This is a genomic window from Pseudomonas sp. NPDC096950, assembly GCF_044762525.1.
In the GTDB taxonomy this organism is placed as follows: domain Bacteria; phylum Pseudomonadota; class Gammaproteobacteria; order Pseudomonadales; family Pseudomonadaceae; genus Aquipseudomonas.
The window spans coordinates 137,490-153,848 of record NZ_JBIWEL010000007.1; the positions used below are offsets into that span (position 1 = coordinate 137,490).

15 protein-coding genes are annotated in these 16,359 nt (G+C 61.1%); 7 read left to right on the forward strand and 8 right to left on the reverse strand.

What is annotated here, in order from left to right; genetic code table 11:
* The first annotated feature begins 36 nt into the window (after nt 1–36).
* Nucleotides 37–2,235, forward strand: coding sequence for an autotransporter outer membrane beta-barrel domain-containing protein (locus ACIQY3_RS14140; protein ID WP_403020286.1), 2,199 nt, complete (start codon nt 37–39; stop codon nt 2,233–2,235).
* 152 nt (nt 2,236–2,387) lie between these two features.
* Here the strand turns inward: ACIQY3_RS14140 and ACIQY3_RS14145 are convergent, their stop codons facing one another.
* Nucleotides 2,388–2,942, reverse strand: coding sequence for a DUF4174 domain-containing protein (locus ACIQY3_RS14145; protein ID WP_403020289.1), 555 nt, complete (start codon nt 2,940–2,942; stop codon nt 2,388–2,390).
* Between the two features lie 305 nt (nt 2,943–3,247).
* Between ACIQY3_RS14145 and ACIQY3_RS14150 the strand changes: the two genes are divergently transcribed.
* Nucleotides 3,248–3,616 carry a VOC family protein gene (locus ACIQY3_RS14150; protein WP_403020291.1) on the forward strand — a complete coding sequence of 123 codons (369 nt, stop codon included), beginning with the start codon at nt 3,248–3,250 and terminating at the stop codon, nt 3,614–3,616.
* Here the strand turns inward: ACIQY3_RS14150 and ACIQY3_RS14155 are convergent.
* The 5 genes from ACIQY3_RS14155 to ACIQY3_RS14175 all read right to left on the reverse strand — a co-directional run bounded on the left by ACIQY3_RS14155 (nt 3,613) and on the right by ACIQY3_RS14175 (nt 8,438).
* The gene (locus ACIQY3_RS14155; RefSeq protein WP_403020294.1) at nt 3,613–4,272 is read right to left on the reverse strand and encodes a sensor histidine kinase; all 660 of its coding nucleotides are present in this window, start codon (nt 4,270–4,272) and stop codon (nt 3,613–3,615) included. The two genes, ACIQY3_RS14150 and ACIQY3_RS14155, sit on opposite strands and share 4 nt — an antisense overlap.
* Nucleotides 4,245–5,840, reverse strand: coding sequence for a GAF domain-containing protein (locus ACIQY3_RS14160; protein WP_403020296.1), 1,596 nt, complete (start codon nt 5,838–5,840; stop codon nt 4,245–4,247). The genes ACIQY3_RS14155 and ACIQY3_RS14160 overlap by 28 nt, the downstream gene beginning before the upstream one ends.
* Complete coding sequence (locus ACIQY3_RS14165) at nt 5,837–6,436, reverse strand: biliverdin-producing heme oxygenase (protein ID WP_403020298.1); 600 nt, start codon at nt 6,434–6,436, stop codon at nt 5,837–5,839. Before ACIQY3_RS14165 ends, ACIQY3_RS14160 begins: the two co-directional genes overlap by 4 nt.
* A gap of 329 nt (nt 6,437–6,765) precedes the next feature.
* Nucleotides 6,766–7,551, reverse strand: a complete 786-nt coding sequence (locus ACIQY3_RS14170; RefSeq protein WP_403020300.1) for a sulfite exporter TauE/SafE family protein — start codon at nt 7,549–7,551, stop codon at nt 6,766–6,768.
* A gap of 149 nt (nt 7,552–7,700) precedes the next feature.
* Nucleotides 7,701–8,438: a hypothetical protein gene (locus ACIQY3_RS14175; protein ID WP_403020302.1), complete on the reverse strand. Its 738-nt coding sequence runs from the start codon at nt 8,436–8,438 to the stop codon at nt 7,701–7,703.
* 236 nt (nt 8,439–8,674) lie between these two features.
* Between ACIQY3_RS14175 and ACIQY3_RS14180 the strand changes: the two genes are divergently transcribed.
* From ACIQY3_RS14180 to ACIQY3_RS14190, 3 genes are all read left to right on the forward strand, one after another.
* Nucleotides 8,675–9,823, forward strand: coding sequence for an aldose epimerase family protein (locus ACIQY3_RS14180; RefSeq protein WP_403020304.1), 1,149 nt, complete (start codon nt 8,675–8,677; stop codon nt 9,821–9,823).
* Nucleotides 9,824–10,035: 212 nt separating this feature from the next.
* Nucleotides 10,036–10,857, forward strand: coding sequence for an aldo/keto reductase (locus ACIQY3_RS14185; RefSeq protein WP_403020306.1), 822 nt, complete (start codon nt 10,036–10,038; stop codon nt 10,855–10,857).
* A 27-nt stretch (nt 10,858–10,884) separates the two neighbouring features.
* Nucleotides 10,885–11,355, forward strand: a complete 471-nt coding sequence (locus ACIQY3_RS14190; protein ID WP_403020309.1) for a DUF1810 domain-containing protein — start codon at nt 10,885–10,887, stop codon at nt 11,353–11,355.
* Here the strand turns inward: ACIQY3_RS14190 and ACIQY3_RS14195 are convergent.
* Nucleotides 11,320–13,680, reverse strand: a complete 2,361-nt coding sequence (locus ACIQY3_RS14195) for a DNA polymerase II (protein ID WP_403020311.1) — start codon at nt 13,678–13,680, stop codon at nt 11,320–11,322. The genes ACIQY3_RS14190 and ACIQY3_RS14195 overlap by 36 nt on opposite strands.
* 190 nt (nt 13,681–13,870) lie before the next feature.
* A complete protein-coding gene (locus ACIQY3_RS14200; protein WP_403020314.1) occupies nt 13,871–14,698 on the reverse strand; it encodes an SDR family oxidoreductase in 828 nt (275 codons plus the stop codon).
* Between the two features lie 215 nt (nt 14,699–14,913).
* Between ACIQY3_RS14200 and ACIQY3_RS14205 the strand changes: the two genes are divergently transcribed.
* Together ACIQY3_RS14205 and ACIQY3_RS14210 are read left to right on the forward strand one after the other, a co-directional pair.
* Nucleotides 14,914–15,822, forward strand: a complete 909-nt coding sequence (locus tag ACIQY3_RS14205; protein WP_403020316.1) for a LysR family transcriptional regulator — start codon at nt 14,914–14,916, stop codon at nt 15,820–15,822.
* Between the two features lie 93 nt (nt 15,823–15,915).
* Nucleotides 15,916–16,356, forward strand: coding sequence for a CBS domain-containing protein (locus ACIQY3_RS14210; protein ID WP_403020319.1), 441 nt, complete (start codon nt 15,916–15,918; stop codon nt 16,354–16,356).
* Nucleotides 16,357–16,359 lie beyond the last annotated feature (3 nt).

Below are 16,359 nucleotides of genomic sequence, written 5' to 3' on the forward strand. Positions count from 1 at the left end.
ATGTTTGCGTTTGGTGTGCGGTTAACTCGAGTTTCGATGTCGGGCGCTTTGTTGCTGTTGGGCGCGGCACCGCTGCTGGCCAATGCCGCGTGCGACCCTGCCAATTGCCTGACCACGGCGCAGGACAACCTGTTGCTGGACAATGGTTCGTGGTTCGGCGTCGGCACCGGCGGCAGGCTGACCAACAGCACGGTCAGCAACGGACAACTGCACCTCTGGGACTCGGGCGTCGCGGTCCGCACCACGCTCAAGGACGACGGCTGGCTGGCACTTCACGACAACAGCCACGCCGACGACACCGTCATGGAAAACGGCGTGATGCTGGTGAGCGGCTCGGCAACGGCCCTGCACACCAGGGTCACCGGTGGCGACCTGGAGGTCGTCGAAAACGCGGCGGTCAGCAGCACGCTGCTCAATGGCGGCAGGATGTACGTGTACTTCGATGCATTGGCCAAGAACACCACGGTCAACAACAGCCAGATGACGGTTTATCAGCACGGCAACGCCGACCGCACCACCGTTAATGAAGGTGGTGTGTTGTCGGTCTTCGATGAAGCCACGGCCACCAACACGGAGGTCAATCAGGGTGGCGTGATGGACATCGTGGCCGGCACTCACGTGTATGACTCCACCGTCAACCAGGGCGGCATGATGGTGCTGGGTGACCGGGCCGACGCGAGTGACACCACCCTCAACCAGGGTGGTTTCCTGCAGCTCAAGGGCGATGGGATTCTTGGTGGCGTGAACCATGTGGACGGTCAGGTCGCGTTTGCCGACCCGGCCATCAATGGTTTTCATACCCTGCTGATCAAAGGTCCGTTGAGCGGCAATGGTACGTTTTTGATGAACACTGACCTGGCGGCACGCCAGGGTGACCTGATCAATGTGCTCGGCCCGGTCAGCGGCACTCACACACTGGTGGTTGCCGATTCGGGCAATACCCCGACCAGCGCACGGGCGTTGGCACTGGTGGATGGCAACGGTGGCAGCGGCGATTTCAAGCTTTACGGTGAGACGGTGGATGCCGGGGCGTATCGGTATCAGTTGCAGCAAATCGGCGAGGATTGGTACCTGGCGAATTCCGCTGAGGTCGACCCGATCGACGAGCCCAATGGACCGGATGAGCCGCAGCCGCCGGTTGATCCTGTTGATCCTGTTGATCCGGTGGTTCCAGTTGCTCCCGTCGATCCAGTTGTTCCAGCCGATCCAGTTGCTCCGGTCAATCCAGTAGTACCGGCCGATCCAGTTGCTCCGGTTGACCCCGTCAAACCTGTGCAGCCGACCAAACCCGTACAACCCCCGCGCCTCCCTCAGGCCGAAACCCTGAGCAAAGGCGCCAACGCGGCCGTCGGCCAGCAAGCCGCCAGCGCAGCGCTGATCAGCGCGCAGATGAACGCCACCACCGGGCATTTTGGTGAACTGCGTTCGGGCAAGGATCAGGGTGGTTTGTGGGCTCGTGGCTACGGTGCCGAACAACACCTGGACACCCGCAGCAGCCGGGGTTTCCAGCAACAACTCAACGGCATGGAGATTGGCGCCGACACAGCCCTGTCCTTCGCCAACGGCACGCTGTTCGTCGGTGGTTTGCTCGGCAAAGGCCAGGGACGCCAGCACTTCGGTGAGGCCAGCAAAGGCACGATCGACAGCGCCACCGTCGGCGGTTACGCCAGCTATCTGGATCACAGCGGCGTGTACGTCGATGGCGCGCTGAAATACAGCCGCCTGGACAACCAGATCAACATCACCAGCAACGTCGGTGACAAGGTCAAGGCGAAATATAAGAACCACGCGGTGAGCGCCGACGTGCAAGTTGGCCAGTCCATCGATCTGGGCAAGGGCTGGTTTGTCGAACCTCAGGCGGGCGTCCAGGTGTCGCGGATCAGCGGCGGGCGCTACACCGCCAGCAGCGGTTTGAGCGTCGAACAGGATGCAATGCTGTCGGTGCAAAGCCGTGTCGGCGGGATGTTCGGGCGCAACCTGGCGCTCGATAACGGTGTCACGGTGAAACCGTATGCCACGGCCACCTGGGTGACCGAGCATGCCGGCGACAGCCATGTGAAGGTCAGTGGCGCACGGCTGGACAGTCGCCTGCCGGGTTCACGTGCGGAGATCGGTGGTGGCGTGCTCGTGACAACGGCGGACAAACACAACATCTACGTCGAAGGGGAATACACCAAGGGCCGCGACATTGAGCAGCCTTGGGCGGTGACGGTGGGTTATCGCTATAACTGGTAACCAACCCAATATCCAGGCTAAAAACCAATCCCCTGTGGGAGCGGGCTTGCTCGCGAAGGCGGTGGATCAGTCAATTTCAATGTTGACTGACCCACCGCCTTCGCGAGCAAGCCCGCTCCCACAGGGGTTGCAGTGTTCAGGGATTTGATTGCCTAGTCATCCGGCATTTCAGGTGGTTTGGCCGGTTTCGCCGGTTTGGTGCCCTTGGCCCCTTTGGTCGGTGCAGGCTCTGCGGCCACTGGCGGAGGGGTCGGCGCTGCGGCTTCTTTCTCCTCTGGCGGCAAGGCGTCAATGGTGTCGAAGATTCTCTTCAGGTCGACCGCCTTCGATTCATCCCCCGAACTTTCGAGTTTCTTCTCGCCGTCCTTGCCCAGCAAGATGACTTTGGGCAACGCACCGGCGCCGAGTTTCAGCGAGCGGATCAGGGCCATGGTGTCCTGCTGGCCCATGTCCTTGCCGTCGAGTTGGCCGGACATGTTCAGCACGCTGTAGACCTTGATATTGCGCTGGGCGACGCCCTGCTTGTTGGCGGGATCCTCGAACGACTTTTTCAAGCCCAGCCAGACCGGGTCAATGGTACTGGACGTGATCACGATCAACGGTCGGGCCCTGCCCTTATCGACATCCAGAGGTGAATCGCCGTCGGCGGCGAGCAAGGGGCCGGCAAGCGCCAGCAAGGTTGTCAGGGTCAAAGACCTGATGAGCATGCGCATCTCCTTTTGATATCCACGCTCTAATGATTGCGCATCGCGACGATCGTTCCGGGTGACGATCCACGAATATGTTTCGCTTAGCCCAAAGCTTAGGTCAGGGTCGGCATTGCGCAACAGATGATGAGTCTTTCAGGCGAATGCATAACCCCTTGTGGGAGCGGGCTTGCTCGCGAAGGCGGCGGCACATTCAACATCAATGTGACTGACACACCGCCTTCGCGAGCAAGCCCGCTCCCACAGGAGATTCGGGGCACAGGTTGAGCTAGTCTTTACAGCTGATCCGCCATGAGGACCTCTCAATGAGCGCTCAGCTGAACCACACCATCGTCTGGTGCCGCGACAAACAGGTCTCGGCCCATTACCTCGCCGAGATCCTCGGCCTGCCCGCCCCCGAGCCATTCGGGCCGATGCTGATCGTCAAGCTCGACAACGACGTGTCCCTGGACTTCTACGACAACGACCCGCCCATCGCTTCCCAGCACTATGCGTTTCTGATCAGCGACGACGACTTCGACCAGGCCTTCGCCCGCCTGCAAGCGCGCCAGCAGCCGTGGTGGGCCGATCCGGGCAAGCAGCGCGCCAATGAGATCAACGACTACGGCGGCGGACGGCGGGTGTATTTCGATGACCCGGACGGTCACCTGCTGGAAATCATGACCCGGCCCTAGGCAACCATCGCCGGGATGGAAAAGGTAAATACGCTGCCGACACCCGGCTCGCTTTCCGCCCACAACTCGCCGCCATGGGCCTGGACGATGCTGCGGCAGATGTACAAGCCCAGACCGCTGCCGTTGGGATTGCCTTCGCGCACCGACCAGTAGCGTTCGAAGATATGCGGCAATTGCACGGCATGAATCCCACCGCCATTGTCCCGCACCGAAATCATCACCGTGTCGCCCTCCTGCCAGGCATTCAGGTCGATGCGCCCGCCGGCCGGGGTGAATTTGATGGCGTTGCCCAGCAGGTTCGACAACACCTGGAACAGCCGCTGCGGGTCAGCGTCGATGCTCATGCCGGCGGCGCTGCTGCAATTGAGCTCGATGCCCTTGTGCGAGGTCAGGGTCACCAGCAACCCGCAGGCTTGTTCAAGCAACTCGACGACATCCAGCGGCCTGCAATCCAGCGGGTATTGCCCGGCATCCAGCCTCGACTTGTCGAGCAAATCGGCAATCAACGCGTTCATGCGATCAGTGGCTTCCTCCATGGTGCCCAGCGCGGCACTCATGCGTAACGCGTGCTTGCCTTCGTCGCGGGACACCAGGCGCTGCATCATGCCGCACTGCATGATGATGATCGTCATCGGGTTGCGCAGATCGTGGGACACCACTGCCACCAGCTCATCGCGCACCCGCACCGCTTCATGTGGCGCACCTGGCGGGCCAAGTCGTCCTCGATGGCGCCGCGACGCAATTGCAGGGCAGCGTAGGCATCGGCGGCGCTCCATGGCCGCGCCCTGCCCTCCACTTGTTGCTCCCACACCTCGAAAGATTTGCGCGGTTGCAGCCGTTGGCTGGCGTCGGTCCCGGCCACGAAATGCTCGTCGGGATTGCCGCTCCATTTCATGCTGGAACGCAGTTGCGCGCCAAACCAGATCACCCCGTTGTCCACGGGTTTGGGCAGGACGAACGCCAACAATCCGCTGGCAACATCGCTGTACGTGGCGCTGACGCCATGCAGGCTTTGCAGATGATCGGTCACCAGCAACTCGCCGCTGGCCAGGCATTGCTCGCGCACCCACAGGTACAACGCGCGCACTTGTTCCTCCGTCGGGCACTCGCCGATCAGCTGCAAGCGATCCTCGATCAACACCGCCACACCACTGGCCCCGGTCAGGCTCAACAGTTGTTGCGGATGATTGGCCAGACCGTCCAGCACATCGTGCTTGGCCTGGCGCATCGCCGCCGTCAATTCGTTGATCAGCAGCGCCTTTTGCTCGCGCTCCGTCTGCAAGCCCCGGGTTTGCAGGGCCGTGATCTGCACGCTGAGCAACTGGGCAATCGCGGCGCACATGGTACGTACCGGATGGCTGACCAACAGCGGTTCGTGATGCGCGCAGGTGATCAGGCCCCAGAGCCGATCCTGTTCCAGCAGCGACAGGCTCATGGACGCGCGCACGCCCATGTTGTCGAGGTACTGGCAGTGCACCGGCGACACGCTGCGCAACATCGAAAATCCAAGATCCAGGGACTGTCCGGTGTCGGGGCGCAGCACCGGCAGGATCGGCACCGGCACATAACGCGCATCGGGAATCACCCGGATCCAGTTCAGGCGATACAACTCTCGGGCCTGAGGCGGAATGTCCGAGGCGGGAAAACACTGGCCAAGATAACCCGGCAACTGACCGCCCAAGGCTTCACCGATGACCTGGCCGTGACCGGCCGGTTCGAAGCGGTAAATCATCACGCGGTCGAAACCGGTCAGGTGGCGGATCTCTTCAACACTGACGGTGTACAGGTCCTGCAACGTCGTGGCCGCCTGCATCCGGCGCAAGGCGCGCAGCAGAATGACGGTGTTGTCCTGGGCGGCTTCCCGCCACGGTTCCAGCTCAAGAATGATCACGGCGTCATGGCGACTGAGCGAGCCATTGAAGCGTTGACCGCCGATCTCCAGCACCAGCGGATTGGCGTCTTCCAGTTCCGCCGGCAGCAGCGCCTCACGGACTTGCTCCACCGCCGTCGCGCCGGTCAGCGTCGACAACGGTTGGCGCAACAACGCCTCTACCGAATGCCCGAACATCGCCGCGCAGTTGCTGCTGATCTGGCCGATGATCAACCCCGGCTCGCTCAGGGTCAGCAGCACGCCATGGGGCTGGATCGAACCGGGAATGCGGATCGGTTCATCGGCGCATTGGGCGAGCGCGGCGTCCAGTTGTTCGGCGCTGAGACGCATCATTGCAACACCCCGCGACGTTCAAGCCAGTCTCCGAAAGCCTTGAAGGTCGCCTCGGCAGCCACCACCGATTGCGCCCGTTCCGCCGGCTCGCGCATCTCATACAGACACATCAGAAAACTGCGCCACATCATCAGGGTCGAGGTGCCGTACACCGCAAAAAACCGCCCGCCCCGGTGTTCATCGATGCCCAGGCGCGAGTACAAACCGTTGCGCAAGGACTGCCCGCCCAGCGTCGCGCCCTCAAGGACGTACAACACGCCCAATACATCGGCAACAGAGTTGATTTTCAGGGAAAACGGGCACTGGGGAATCTTTGCAATCTCGTCCGAGTCCAGGCCCAACGCATACAGGTCGGCTTCCAGAGACGGGGTTTTGCTGCGGATCAGCCAGTCCAGGCCGGAAATCGTCATGGCGGTCTGGCATAGCAGGTTTTCCAGTGGCCGGTAAAACCCGAAATAGGCTTCGATCAGGCGCGTATACAGTTCCTGATCGGCGGTGAAAAAAGGGATGCGTTTTTCCAGCAGCTGATGTTGCTGAGTGGTCGCGATGCGCAGCTCACTGAGAATCAGCGGCAGGCTCTTGGGCGGGACAGTCACGACAAGGCGTCGAGGCAATACCCGGCTGTGTGGATTTGACGCTCAGCCACGTCGATTAACCCGTGCACGTGTCACCTCTTTGTCGTCGATCATCAGGGGGATGCCGACAGGTCATTCGCGGACGAATGAAAGGGTGGCTCTTCACCGTAGCATCTATAGACGGCGAGAAGTGGTTTGTTTGCGGGGGGCGCGGTGTTAACACAATCCCTGTGGGAGCGAGCCTGCTCGCGAAGAGTCCATCACATTCAACGATGATGTTGACTGACCCAGCGCTTTCGCGAGCAGGCTCGCTCCCACAGGTGAGTTTTCAACCAGATAGATCGGGGGGATCAAAACGCGAGTTTATAGCCGATCAACAACAGCATCGTCGCCAGGCACGGGCGCAGCAGTTCGTCGGAGATGCGCCCGGTCAGGTGGCTGCCGAGCCAGATCCCCGGCAGCGAACCGACCAGCAGGAAACCCAGCACGTGCCAATCCATGTTGCCCATGCTCGCGTGGCCAAGGCCGGCGACCAGGGTCAGGGGCACGGCGTGGGCGATTTCCGTGCCGACCAGGCGACGGGTCGGCAGCAGCGGATAAAGGATAAACAGCGCCACGGTGCCCAAGGCGCCGGCGCCGATGGACGTCAGGGCGACCATGGTGCCGAGGATCAGGCCGGTGATGACGGTCATCACGTTCAGACGCGTGCCACTGGGGTTGTAGTTGCCGCCGGCACGTTTGTGCGCGAAGTCGAGCAGGCGTTTCTTGAAGAAAATCGCCATGGCCGTGGCAAACAACACGAAGCCCAGGGCTTGTTTGATGATGGCGTTCATCGCCTCGGGCGCTGTGTGCAGGCTGCTCAGGAACCACAGGGTCATGGCCACCGCCGGCACGCTGCCGAGGGTCAGCCAACCGGTAATCGCCCAATCGATGTTCTTGTTCTTGCGGTGCACCAGCACGCCGCTGGATTTGGTAATGGCCGCGTACAGCAGGTCCGTGCCCACCGCCGTCGCCGGGTTGACCCCGAACCACAACAGGATCGGCGTCATCAGCGAGCCGCCGCCTACGCCGGTCATCCCCACGATAAAGCCCACTACCAGCCCAGCAACGACTAACCCGAAATTACCGAAATCCATTAACACGCCCACAGAAAACGCATGAAAAAACTGGCCCGCAGCATAGCGATTTTTCTTATAACTACTTATATCGATACGGTCTATCGTTATGCCTTGATCACCCCCTGACACACCACATTCCCCTTGTGGGAGTACAGATTGAGAGCGCGTTACTGGACGGGCAGGAAATTCAGGAACAACAAGCTCTGCGCATAATTCAACCCGATCCGCCGATAGCGCTCATCCAGCATCTGTGTCAGTAAATCCAGGCGCGCGACGATCTTGCCGAACTCCACCGCGAAACTCAGGTTGCTGCCCTCCTCCGAAATCTCGTTGGAAAACAGCAACGGCTCGCCGTTCTTGTTTTGCCGTTGGCTGAGGATCCACGTGGCTTTTTCGATGTTGCGCGCGGCGTTGCTGACGAACACCGGGTTGATCGCATCGGTCATGTAGAACTCCAGCCGATTGCCGTGGGCCGTGACCAGCATGCTGCCGATGGCATAGATGAAGGCGCCGACCCGGTCCCCGAGAAACTCCGGGCTCATGGCATAGCTCAACGCCGCCAGGTCTTTCTTGCCGCCCAGGGTCGGCAGCGGTTGCTGCATTTCGATGGCTTCGCGCACTTGCTTTTCGGCGGTGCGGGCGTCGAGGAAGCCGGATTTTTTCAGCTCTTGGGGATTGCGCAGGTAGAGTTTGCTCATCAACAAATAGAGGCTTTCCAGGTTGTCGTGCATCGACAACGTGGCCATGCGATCGACGCTGGTCTGGAGGAATTCCTGGGGTTTGCCTTCGCGAAACTGGCTGATCACGTCACTGCCTTGCTGCTGGCTGCAGCCGCTGGCAAAGAGCAGCGACAGGCACAACAGCAGGCGAATTCGGGTTTGGAGGTGGGGTAACACTCGAGCCATGGGTTCTCGGGCTGACACGTTCCTGCGCGGCGGGAGTCGCCGCAGCCTGGCCATGGATAGAGCCGGTGAATTCGAAAAAGTGCAGTGCCGAGGACACCGGACCGATCACCGGCTTTTCTGTCGCCGGCATTTAGTCGGACTTTATTTTGGAATTAATCGATTAATCAGCTATAAATTTTATTTCAGTCGATATTTAGTATGACTACTGATCAAAACAACAAAAAGGAAGATCAACCATGCTTCAATCCCGCTACCTGCTCTCCGGCCTCGGACTGTCCCTGATGATCGCCACCCTTCCCGCTCACGCCGCTGGCCTGTCCAGCGAACACAAAGCCTTTGGCAAGACCAATGACGGCACGCCCGTCGAGCAATACATCCTGCGCAACAGCCATGGCCTGCAAGCCACGGTCATTACCTACGGCGCCACGTTGCAGTCGCTGAAAGTGCCGGACAAAAACGGCAAGGTCGACGACATCGTCCTCGGTTTCGATGACGTCCAGGGTTATCAGGCCGGCACCGCGTATTTCGGCGCGACCATCGGCCGCTTCGGCAATCGCCTGGCCGGCGGTGCGTTTGAACTGGACGGCAAACGCTATCAAGTGCCAAAGAATGACGGCCCCAACTCGCTGCACGGCGGCACCCAGGGTTTCGACAAACATGTGTGGAAGGCTGAACCGAGCAAAGGCAAGGACTCGGTAGGCGTGACCCTGACCTACCTGTCGAAGGACGGTGAAATGGGTTTCCCCGGCAACATGAAAACCGAGGTCACCTATAGCCTCACCGAGAACAACGAGCTGCGCATCGAGTACAAGGCCAGCACCGACAAACCCACGGTGCTGAACCTGACCAACCACAGCTATTTCAACCTGGCCGGCGCCGGCAATGGCGATGTGCTGCAACAGCTCGCCACCCTGCACGCCAGCCATTACACGCCAATCGACGGCACGTTGATCCCCACCGGTGAACTGGCGCCGGTCACCGGCACGCCGATGGACTTCACCCAACCCACCGCCATCGGCAAAAACATCAAGGTCGATCACCCGCAGTTGAAGTTCGCCGAGCCGAAACAAGGTGGTTTCGATTTCAACTGGGCGCTGGACGCCAAGGGTGACGTGAAAAAACTCGCCGCCGATGTCAGCGATCCGCAGTCCGGCCGCCGCTTGCAGCTCTACACCACCGAGCCGGGCGTGCAGTTCTACACCAGCAACTTCCTCGATGGCACGGTCAAGGGCAAGGGCGGCAAGGTTTACCCGCACTGGGGCGCATTTACCCTGGAGACCCAGCATTACCCTGATTCGCCGAATCAACCGAACTTCCCTTCCGCACGGCTGGATCCAGGCAAAACATACACCCAACACACCGTGTTCAAGTTCTCCGCCAAGTAACCGGTTGACGCAAAACCCTGTGGGAGCGGGCTTGCTCGCGAAGGCGGTGTGTCAGCCCATGCATGTGGTGACTGACAGGCCGCTTTCGCGAGCAAGCCCGCTCCCACAAGGGATCGCGTCGTTTACAAATTCCCGGCTCGCTCCCACAGGGGAACCCAACGGCTATTCTGCTGCCCACAGTAGTATCGATCGCGTTGAAGAAAGGAGGTTTTATGCGGACTCTTGAACTGGCTGGCGTTGAGGTACCGATCATCGGCCAGGGCACTTGGCGCATGGGCGAGGATCGCTCGGCGCACCGTAATGAAGTCGCGGCCCTGCGCCAGGGCGTCGAGCTGGGCATGACCCTGATCGACACCGCCGAAATGTACGCCGAGGGCGGGGCCGAAGAGGTGGTGGGGGAAGCCATCGCCGGTCTGCGCGATCAGGTCTTCCTGGTCAGCAAGGTCTACCCGCACAACGCCAGCCGCAAAGGCATCCCCCAGGCCTGCGAGCGCAGCCTGCGGCGCTTGAACACCGATTACATCGATTTGTACCTGCTGCACTGGCGCGGCCAATATCCCCTGGAAGAAACCGTCGAAGCCTTCGAACGCCTGCGCGCAGAGGGCAAGATCGGCCGTTGGGGCGTGTCCAATTTCGACGTCGATGACCTGCATGAACTGGCTGCACCGGCCTGCGCCACCAACCAGGTGCTGTATAACCTGGAAGAACGCGGCATCGAATTCGATCTGCTGCCCTGGTGCCAGCAACAGCAAATGCCGGTCATGGCCTACTGTCCCATCGGTCAAGGTGGGCATATGCTGGTCAACTCGACGCTCAAGCAGGTGGCCGCCCGTCACGGGGTGACACCGGCTCAAGTAGCACTGGCATGGATACTGCGTCAGGGCAGTGTCATCGCCATCCCCAAAGCGGTCCGACCCGAGCACGTGACGCTCAATGCGCAAGCCGCGCAATTGCAGCTGGAAGCTACGGATCTGGAGGCGCTGGACCAAGCGTTTCGCGCGCCACAACGAAAGCAGCGACTGGCCATGGTCTGAGCCATCGCGCCCGTAGAGGGCTTCGGAATGAGAAGCACCGATCCGCTCGATTCGTTCAATCTGCCACGCTTTGTCCAGGCACAAGACCCCGTGTTCGACAGGGTCCAGGAGGAATTGCGCGCCGGCCAGAAGCGCCGGCACTGGATGTGGTTCATCTTTCCGCAGATTGCCGGGCTCGGCGGCAGCGAGATGTCCCGTCACTTCGCCATCAGTTGCGCCGAAGAAGCGACGGCGTACCTGAATCACCCACTCTTGGGTCCACGTTTGCGCACCTGCACCCAATTGGTCTTGAACCTGAAAAAGCGCTCCATCGCCGAGATTTTCGGCCATCCCGATGACCTCAAGTTTCACTCCTCCATGACCTTGTTCGCCCAGGTCGCCCCTGACGGCAGCCTGTTCCATCAAGCGCTGGACCACTATTTCCATGGCATACAGGATGACTGGACGCTGTCGCTGCTGGACTTAAAACAGGCCCAGTTGCCCACCAATCAGGGTTGAAAAGTCGTCATCGACAAACGGCAGGATCGCATCGGCCACCGGTTGCAGCTGTCGGGTGACGTAGTGGTCGTAGTCAATCGGCGCACTGCGGATTTCCAGTGGCTCGGGTCCGGAAACGGTGATCACGTAGCTGATCCAGCCACCGTTCTGGTACTGCCGGGGCCGGCCCTGCTGATCGTTGTAGGCATCGGCCATCCGCGCCGCCCGCACATGGGGCGGCACGTTGCGTTCATAGTCATCGAGGGTGCGGCGCAGGCGCTTGCGGTAGACCAGCCGATCATCGAACTCCCCGGCCAATGTCTTGCGTACGTAGTCGCGTACATAGTCTTGATACGGCTGGCGATGGAAAATCCGCGAGTACAACTCCTGCTGGAATTGCCGGGCCAGCAGCGACCAGTCGGTACGCACGGTTTCCAGGCCCTTGTAGATCATTTCGTCCGTACCATCGGCGCGGCTGACCAGCCCGGCGTAACGCTTCTTGCTGCCCTCCTCGGCCCCGCGAATGGTCGGCATCAGAAAGCGCTTGTAGTGGGTTTCGAACTGCAACTCCAGCGCACTTTCCAGACCGTATTGCTGCTGCACATGCTCGCGCCACCACTGGTTGACGTGATCCACCAGGGCGCGGCCGATCTGTGCCGCCTCTTCCTGACCGTGGGCGCGACGCAGCCAGACGAAGGTCGAATCAGTGTCGCCGTAAATCACCGCGTGGCCCTGGGCTTCGATCAACTGCCGGGTGCGCAACATGATTTCGTGGCCGCGCAGGGTGATCGATGACGCCAGCCGCGTATCGAAAAACCGGCAACCGCTGGAGCCAAGCACGCCGTAGAAGGCGTTCATGATGATTTTCAGCGCCTGGGACAGCGGCGCGTTGTGTTCACGTTTGGCAGTTTCGCGGCCGTCGGCGACCCGGGCGACGATGGCCGGAAGGCAATGCTTTGTGCGGGAAAACCGAGCGCCACGGAAGCCCGGCACTGATTCACTGTGGTCGGGGTGTTTGAGGCCCTCGATCAGCCCCACCGGGTCGATCAGGAAGGTGCGGATGATCGACGGGTAAAGACTCTTGTAGTCGAGCACCAGCACCGACTCGTAGAGCCCCGGTTGAGAATCCATGACAAATCCGCCGGGGCTGGCCTCCGGTGGCTTGCCGCCGAGGTTCGGCGCGACGAAACCCTGGCGGTGCATCAGCGGCATATACAAATGCGTGAACGCCGCCACCGAGCCGCCGCTGCGATCCGCCGGCAAACCGGTGACGCTGGCACGTTCCAGCAGGAAGGTCAGCAACTCGGTCTTGGCGAAGATCCGCGTCACCAGTTCGCAGTCCTTGAGGTTGTACGTGGCAAGGGCCGGTTTGTCCTCGGCGAACATGCGGTTGATTTCGTCCATGCGCTGGTACGGCGTGCTGATCGCCTTGCCTTCACCGAGCAAGGTTTGCGCGACGTTTTCCAGGCTGAACGACGGAAAACTCCAGGTCGCCGAGCGCAAGGATTCAATGCCGTCGATGATCAGGCGCCCGGCGGCTGCGGCGAAATAATGGTTGCGGCTGCCGTGTTCGCGCCACTGCATCTCTTCGCCGCCACGCCCGAGTTTCAGCGGCACCGCGAGGCGCCGGGCGTGTTCGTGGAGGACGCGCAGGTCGAACTGCACGACGTTCCAGCCGATGATCGCGTCGGGGTCGTGGCGGGCGAACCACTCGTTGAGTTTTTTCAGCAGCAGGGTTCGGGAATCGCAGTATTCGAGCTGGAAATCCACGGCACTGGCATCACCGTTGGGCGGACCGAGCATATACACCTGCCGCTCGCCGCAGCCTTCCAGCGCGATGGAATACAGTTCGCCTTGGGCGGTGGTTTCGATGTCGAGGGACACCAGCCGCAGGTTGGGCCGGTAACCGGGGGCGGGTTTCATTTGCGCGTCGAGCAGCAGGCCTTCATCACCGGGCGTGCCACCAAATTGCACGGGGGCGGTGATGAAGCGCTCCATCATGTAGCGCTCCGGCGGGCGCACGTCGGCCTCGAACATCTCGACGCCGGCCTTGCGCAGCGCGGTTTCCAGACGCATCAACTGACCGTGCTGCTGGCAATACAGGCCGAGTACCGGACGATGTTCGAAGTCCAGCAGAGCCAGCGGCCGCAACTCGACGTTCTTTTCCCCGCGCAACACGCCTTCGGCCTGCTCGCGCTGCTCGGCCGGGATGAACGCTACCGACGGTTGATAAGGCAGGCGGATGCGCCGGGGACCGGCATCGGTCGCCAGCCAGAACTCGACTTCCGTGCCGGCCGGGGTATCGCGCCAATGCCGGGTCAGGACGAAGCCCTGCTGTAAATCCACCACTGCAACCTCGAAACTGATTCAGGGCGCAATTCTACGCGTCATTAATGAGGCAAGGCGCAGAATGATCTGACCGACTCATACCTGTGGGAGCGAGCCTGCTCGCGAAAGCGGTGTACCCGTCAACAAAGATGCTGAATGTGAGGGCCTCTTCGCGAGCAGGCTCGCTCCCACAAGGGTCCGTGTGATGTCACAGACCGCCGAACTTCCCGCGCATCATCGCCATATATTCCACTTCCGAGGTTTCCCGCCGCGCCTTCACCAACGGCTCGATATCCTGCGTCGCCACATAGCGCAAGCGGTCAGTCCCGTCGCTGGCCGCATCGACAATCACCTGCGCCACGTCCTCGGAAGTCGCCAGGCGTTCCCCGCGCAATCCTTCAAAAGCCTTCATCGCCGCGCCGACAAACCCGTCGTAATCCTTCGGCGTGGAGAGTTGCGCGGCCTCAGTGGCCGAGCGCGAACCAAACCCGGTGCTGACCACCCCGCCCGGTTCGACGATTTTCACGGTGATGTTCTGCGACGCCAGTTCATAGGACAGCGACTCGGAAAACCCTTCCAGCGCAAATTTGCTGGCGTTGTAGGCGGAAATCATCGGCAAGCCGAACACCCCGGCGCCGGAGCTGACATTGATGATCACCCCGGCCCGGCGCTGGCGAAAATGCGGCAGGATCGCCCGGGTTACGTCCATCACGCCGAAGACATTGACATCGAACTGCTCGCGGATCTTTTCACGGGAAGTCCCTTCGAACACGCCGAACAGGCCGAAACCGGCGTTGTTGACCAGCACATCGATCTGCCCGAAACGTTCGATCGCCGCGGCAATCGCGGTGTCGATGCTGGTGGGGTCCTGCACGTCGAGGCGGGTGACCAGCACGTTTTCCAGGGTCGCCAGCACTGCGCCAGCCGAGGGGTTGCGCATGGTGGCGATGACGTTCCAGCCAAGGGCGGCGAACCGTTGCGCGGCGGATTGGCCGAAGCCGGTAGAGGCGCCGGTGATCAAAACAGTCTGGGTCATTGCGATATTCCCGATTAAATGGAGATCCCCCCTGTGGGAGCGGGCTTGCTCGCGAATACGGTGAGTCAGTCAATACATGCGGCGACTGACACACCGTATTCGCGAGCAAGCCCGCTCCCACAGGGGTTTTGTGGTGAACACGGATCAAAGTAAGCCCCCACCATCCTTCAAACAATCGGGCTAATATGGGATGAACTGATGCAGGAATCGGCACAATGCAAAAGATGGGCTTGCTGGAACTCAACGCCGTGGTCGCCGTTTCAACCCACCGCAGTTTCCGCCGCGCAGCGGATGAGCTGGGCATATCGCCCTCGGCCATGAGCCATGCCATCGCCGCGCTGGAACAACGCATGGGCGTGCGGCTGTTCAATCGCACCACCCGCAGCGTGTCGCTGTCCGAGGCCGGCGAGCAGTTTCTGGCCCGGGTGCGGCCGGCACTGCACGAGATCTCGGCGGCGATGGAAGCGGTGAACCAGTTTCGCGACACCCCGAGCGGCACCCTGCGCCTCAACGCCACCGAAGGCGCGGTGCAGATGATCATGACCCCGGTGGTGGTGGAATTCCTCAAGCGTTACCCGGACATGCGCCTGGAGATTGTCACCGACACCGCGCTGGTGGACATCGTCGCCGACGGCTTCGACGCCGGCATCCGCCTGGCCGACAGCGTGCCTCTGGACATGATTGCCGTGCCCTGCAGTCCGCCGTTGCAATTTGCGGTGGTCGGTTCACCCGACTATTTCGCCCGCCATGGCAAACCCCGTTCACCCGCAGACCTGGCCACGCACAACTGCATTCGCACGCGGTTCGCCAGCGGCACGTTGTACCGTTGGGAATTCGAAAAGCGCGGGCATCAGCAGATCATCGACGTCAACGGCCCGTTGACCCTCGACAGCCATCAACTGATCGTCGACGCAGCACTTCAAGGCATTGGGCTGGCCTGTACCAGCGAACATTCGATTGCCGGGCACTTGGCCGCCGGCCGGCTGATTCCGGTGCTGCAAGACTGGCTGCCGCCCTACCCCGGCCTGTGCCTGTATTACCCGGCCAACCGCCACGTTCCCGCCGGTTTGCGCGGGTTTATCGACCTGGTTCGCGAGGTTTACGGCGGAAAAACCGCCGAATGACGTTTTTTGCGTGTTATCTGCCGCTTTCTCCCTTGCCCTGAACGCTTGCGTCTACGATTCTTCAAGGACAACGACAACACCAGAGAAGCCGCCATGAAAACCGTCGCCCAACTGCTCAAGTTAAAGGCCAACGAAAACCAGGAAGTCCATACCATCGCGCCACATCAAATGGTGCTGGAAGCGCTGATGGTCATGGCCGCGAAAAACGTCGGTGCGCTGCCGGTGCTGGCAAATGGCGAGGTCGTGGGCATCATCAGTGAGCGGGATTACGCGCGCAAACTGGTGCTCAAGGGCCGCTCCTCGGTCGGCACGCCGGTCAGCGAAATCATGGTGTCGCCGGTGATTACCGTGGACACCCATCAAAGCGTCGAAACCTGCATGGGCATCATGTCCGACAAACGCCTGCGCCACTTGCCGGTGGTGGAGAACGGCAAGCTGCTGGGGTTGCTGTCGATTGGTGACCTGGTCAAGGAAGCGATTGCCGAACAGGCGGAATTGATTCGGCAGTTGGAGCAGTACATTCGCGGGGAATAATCC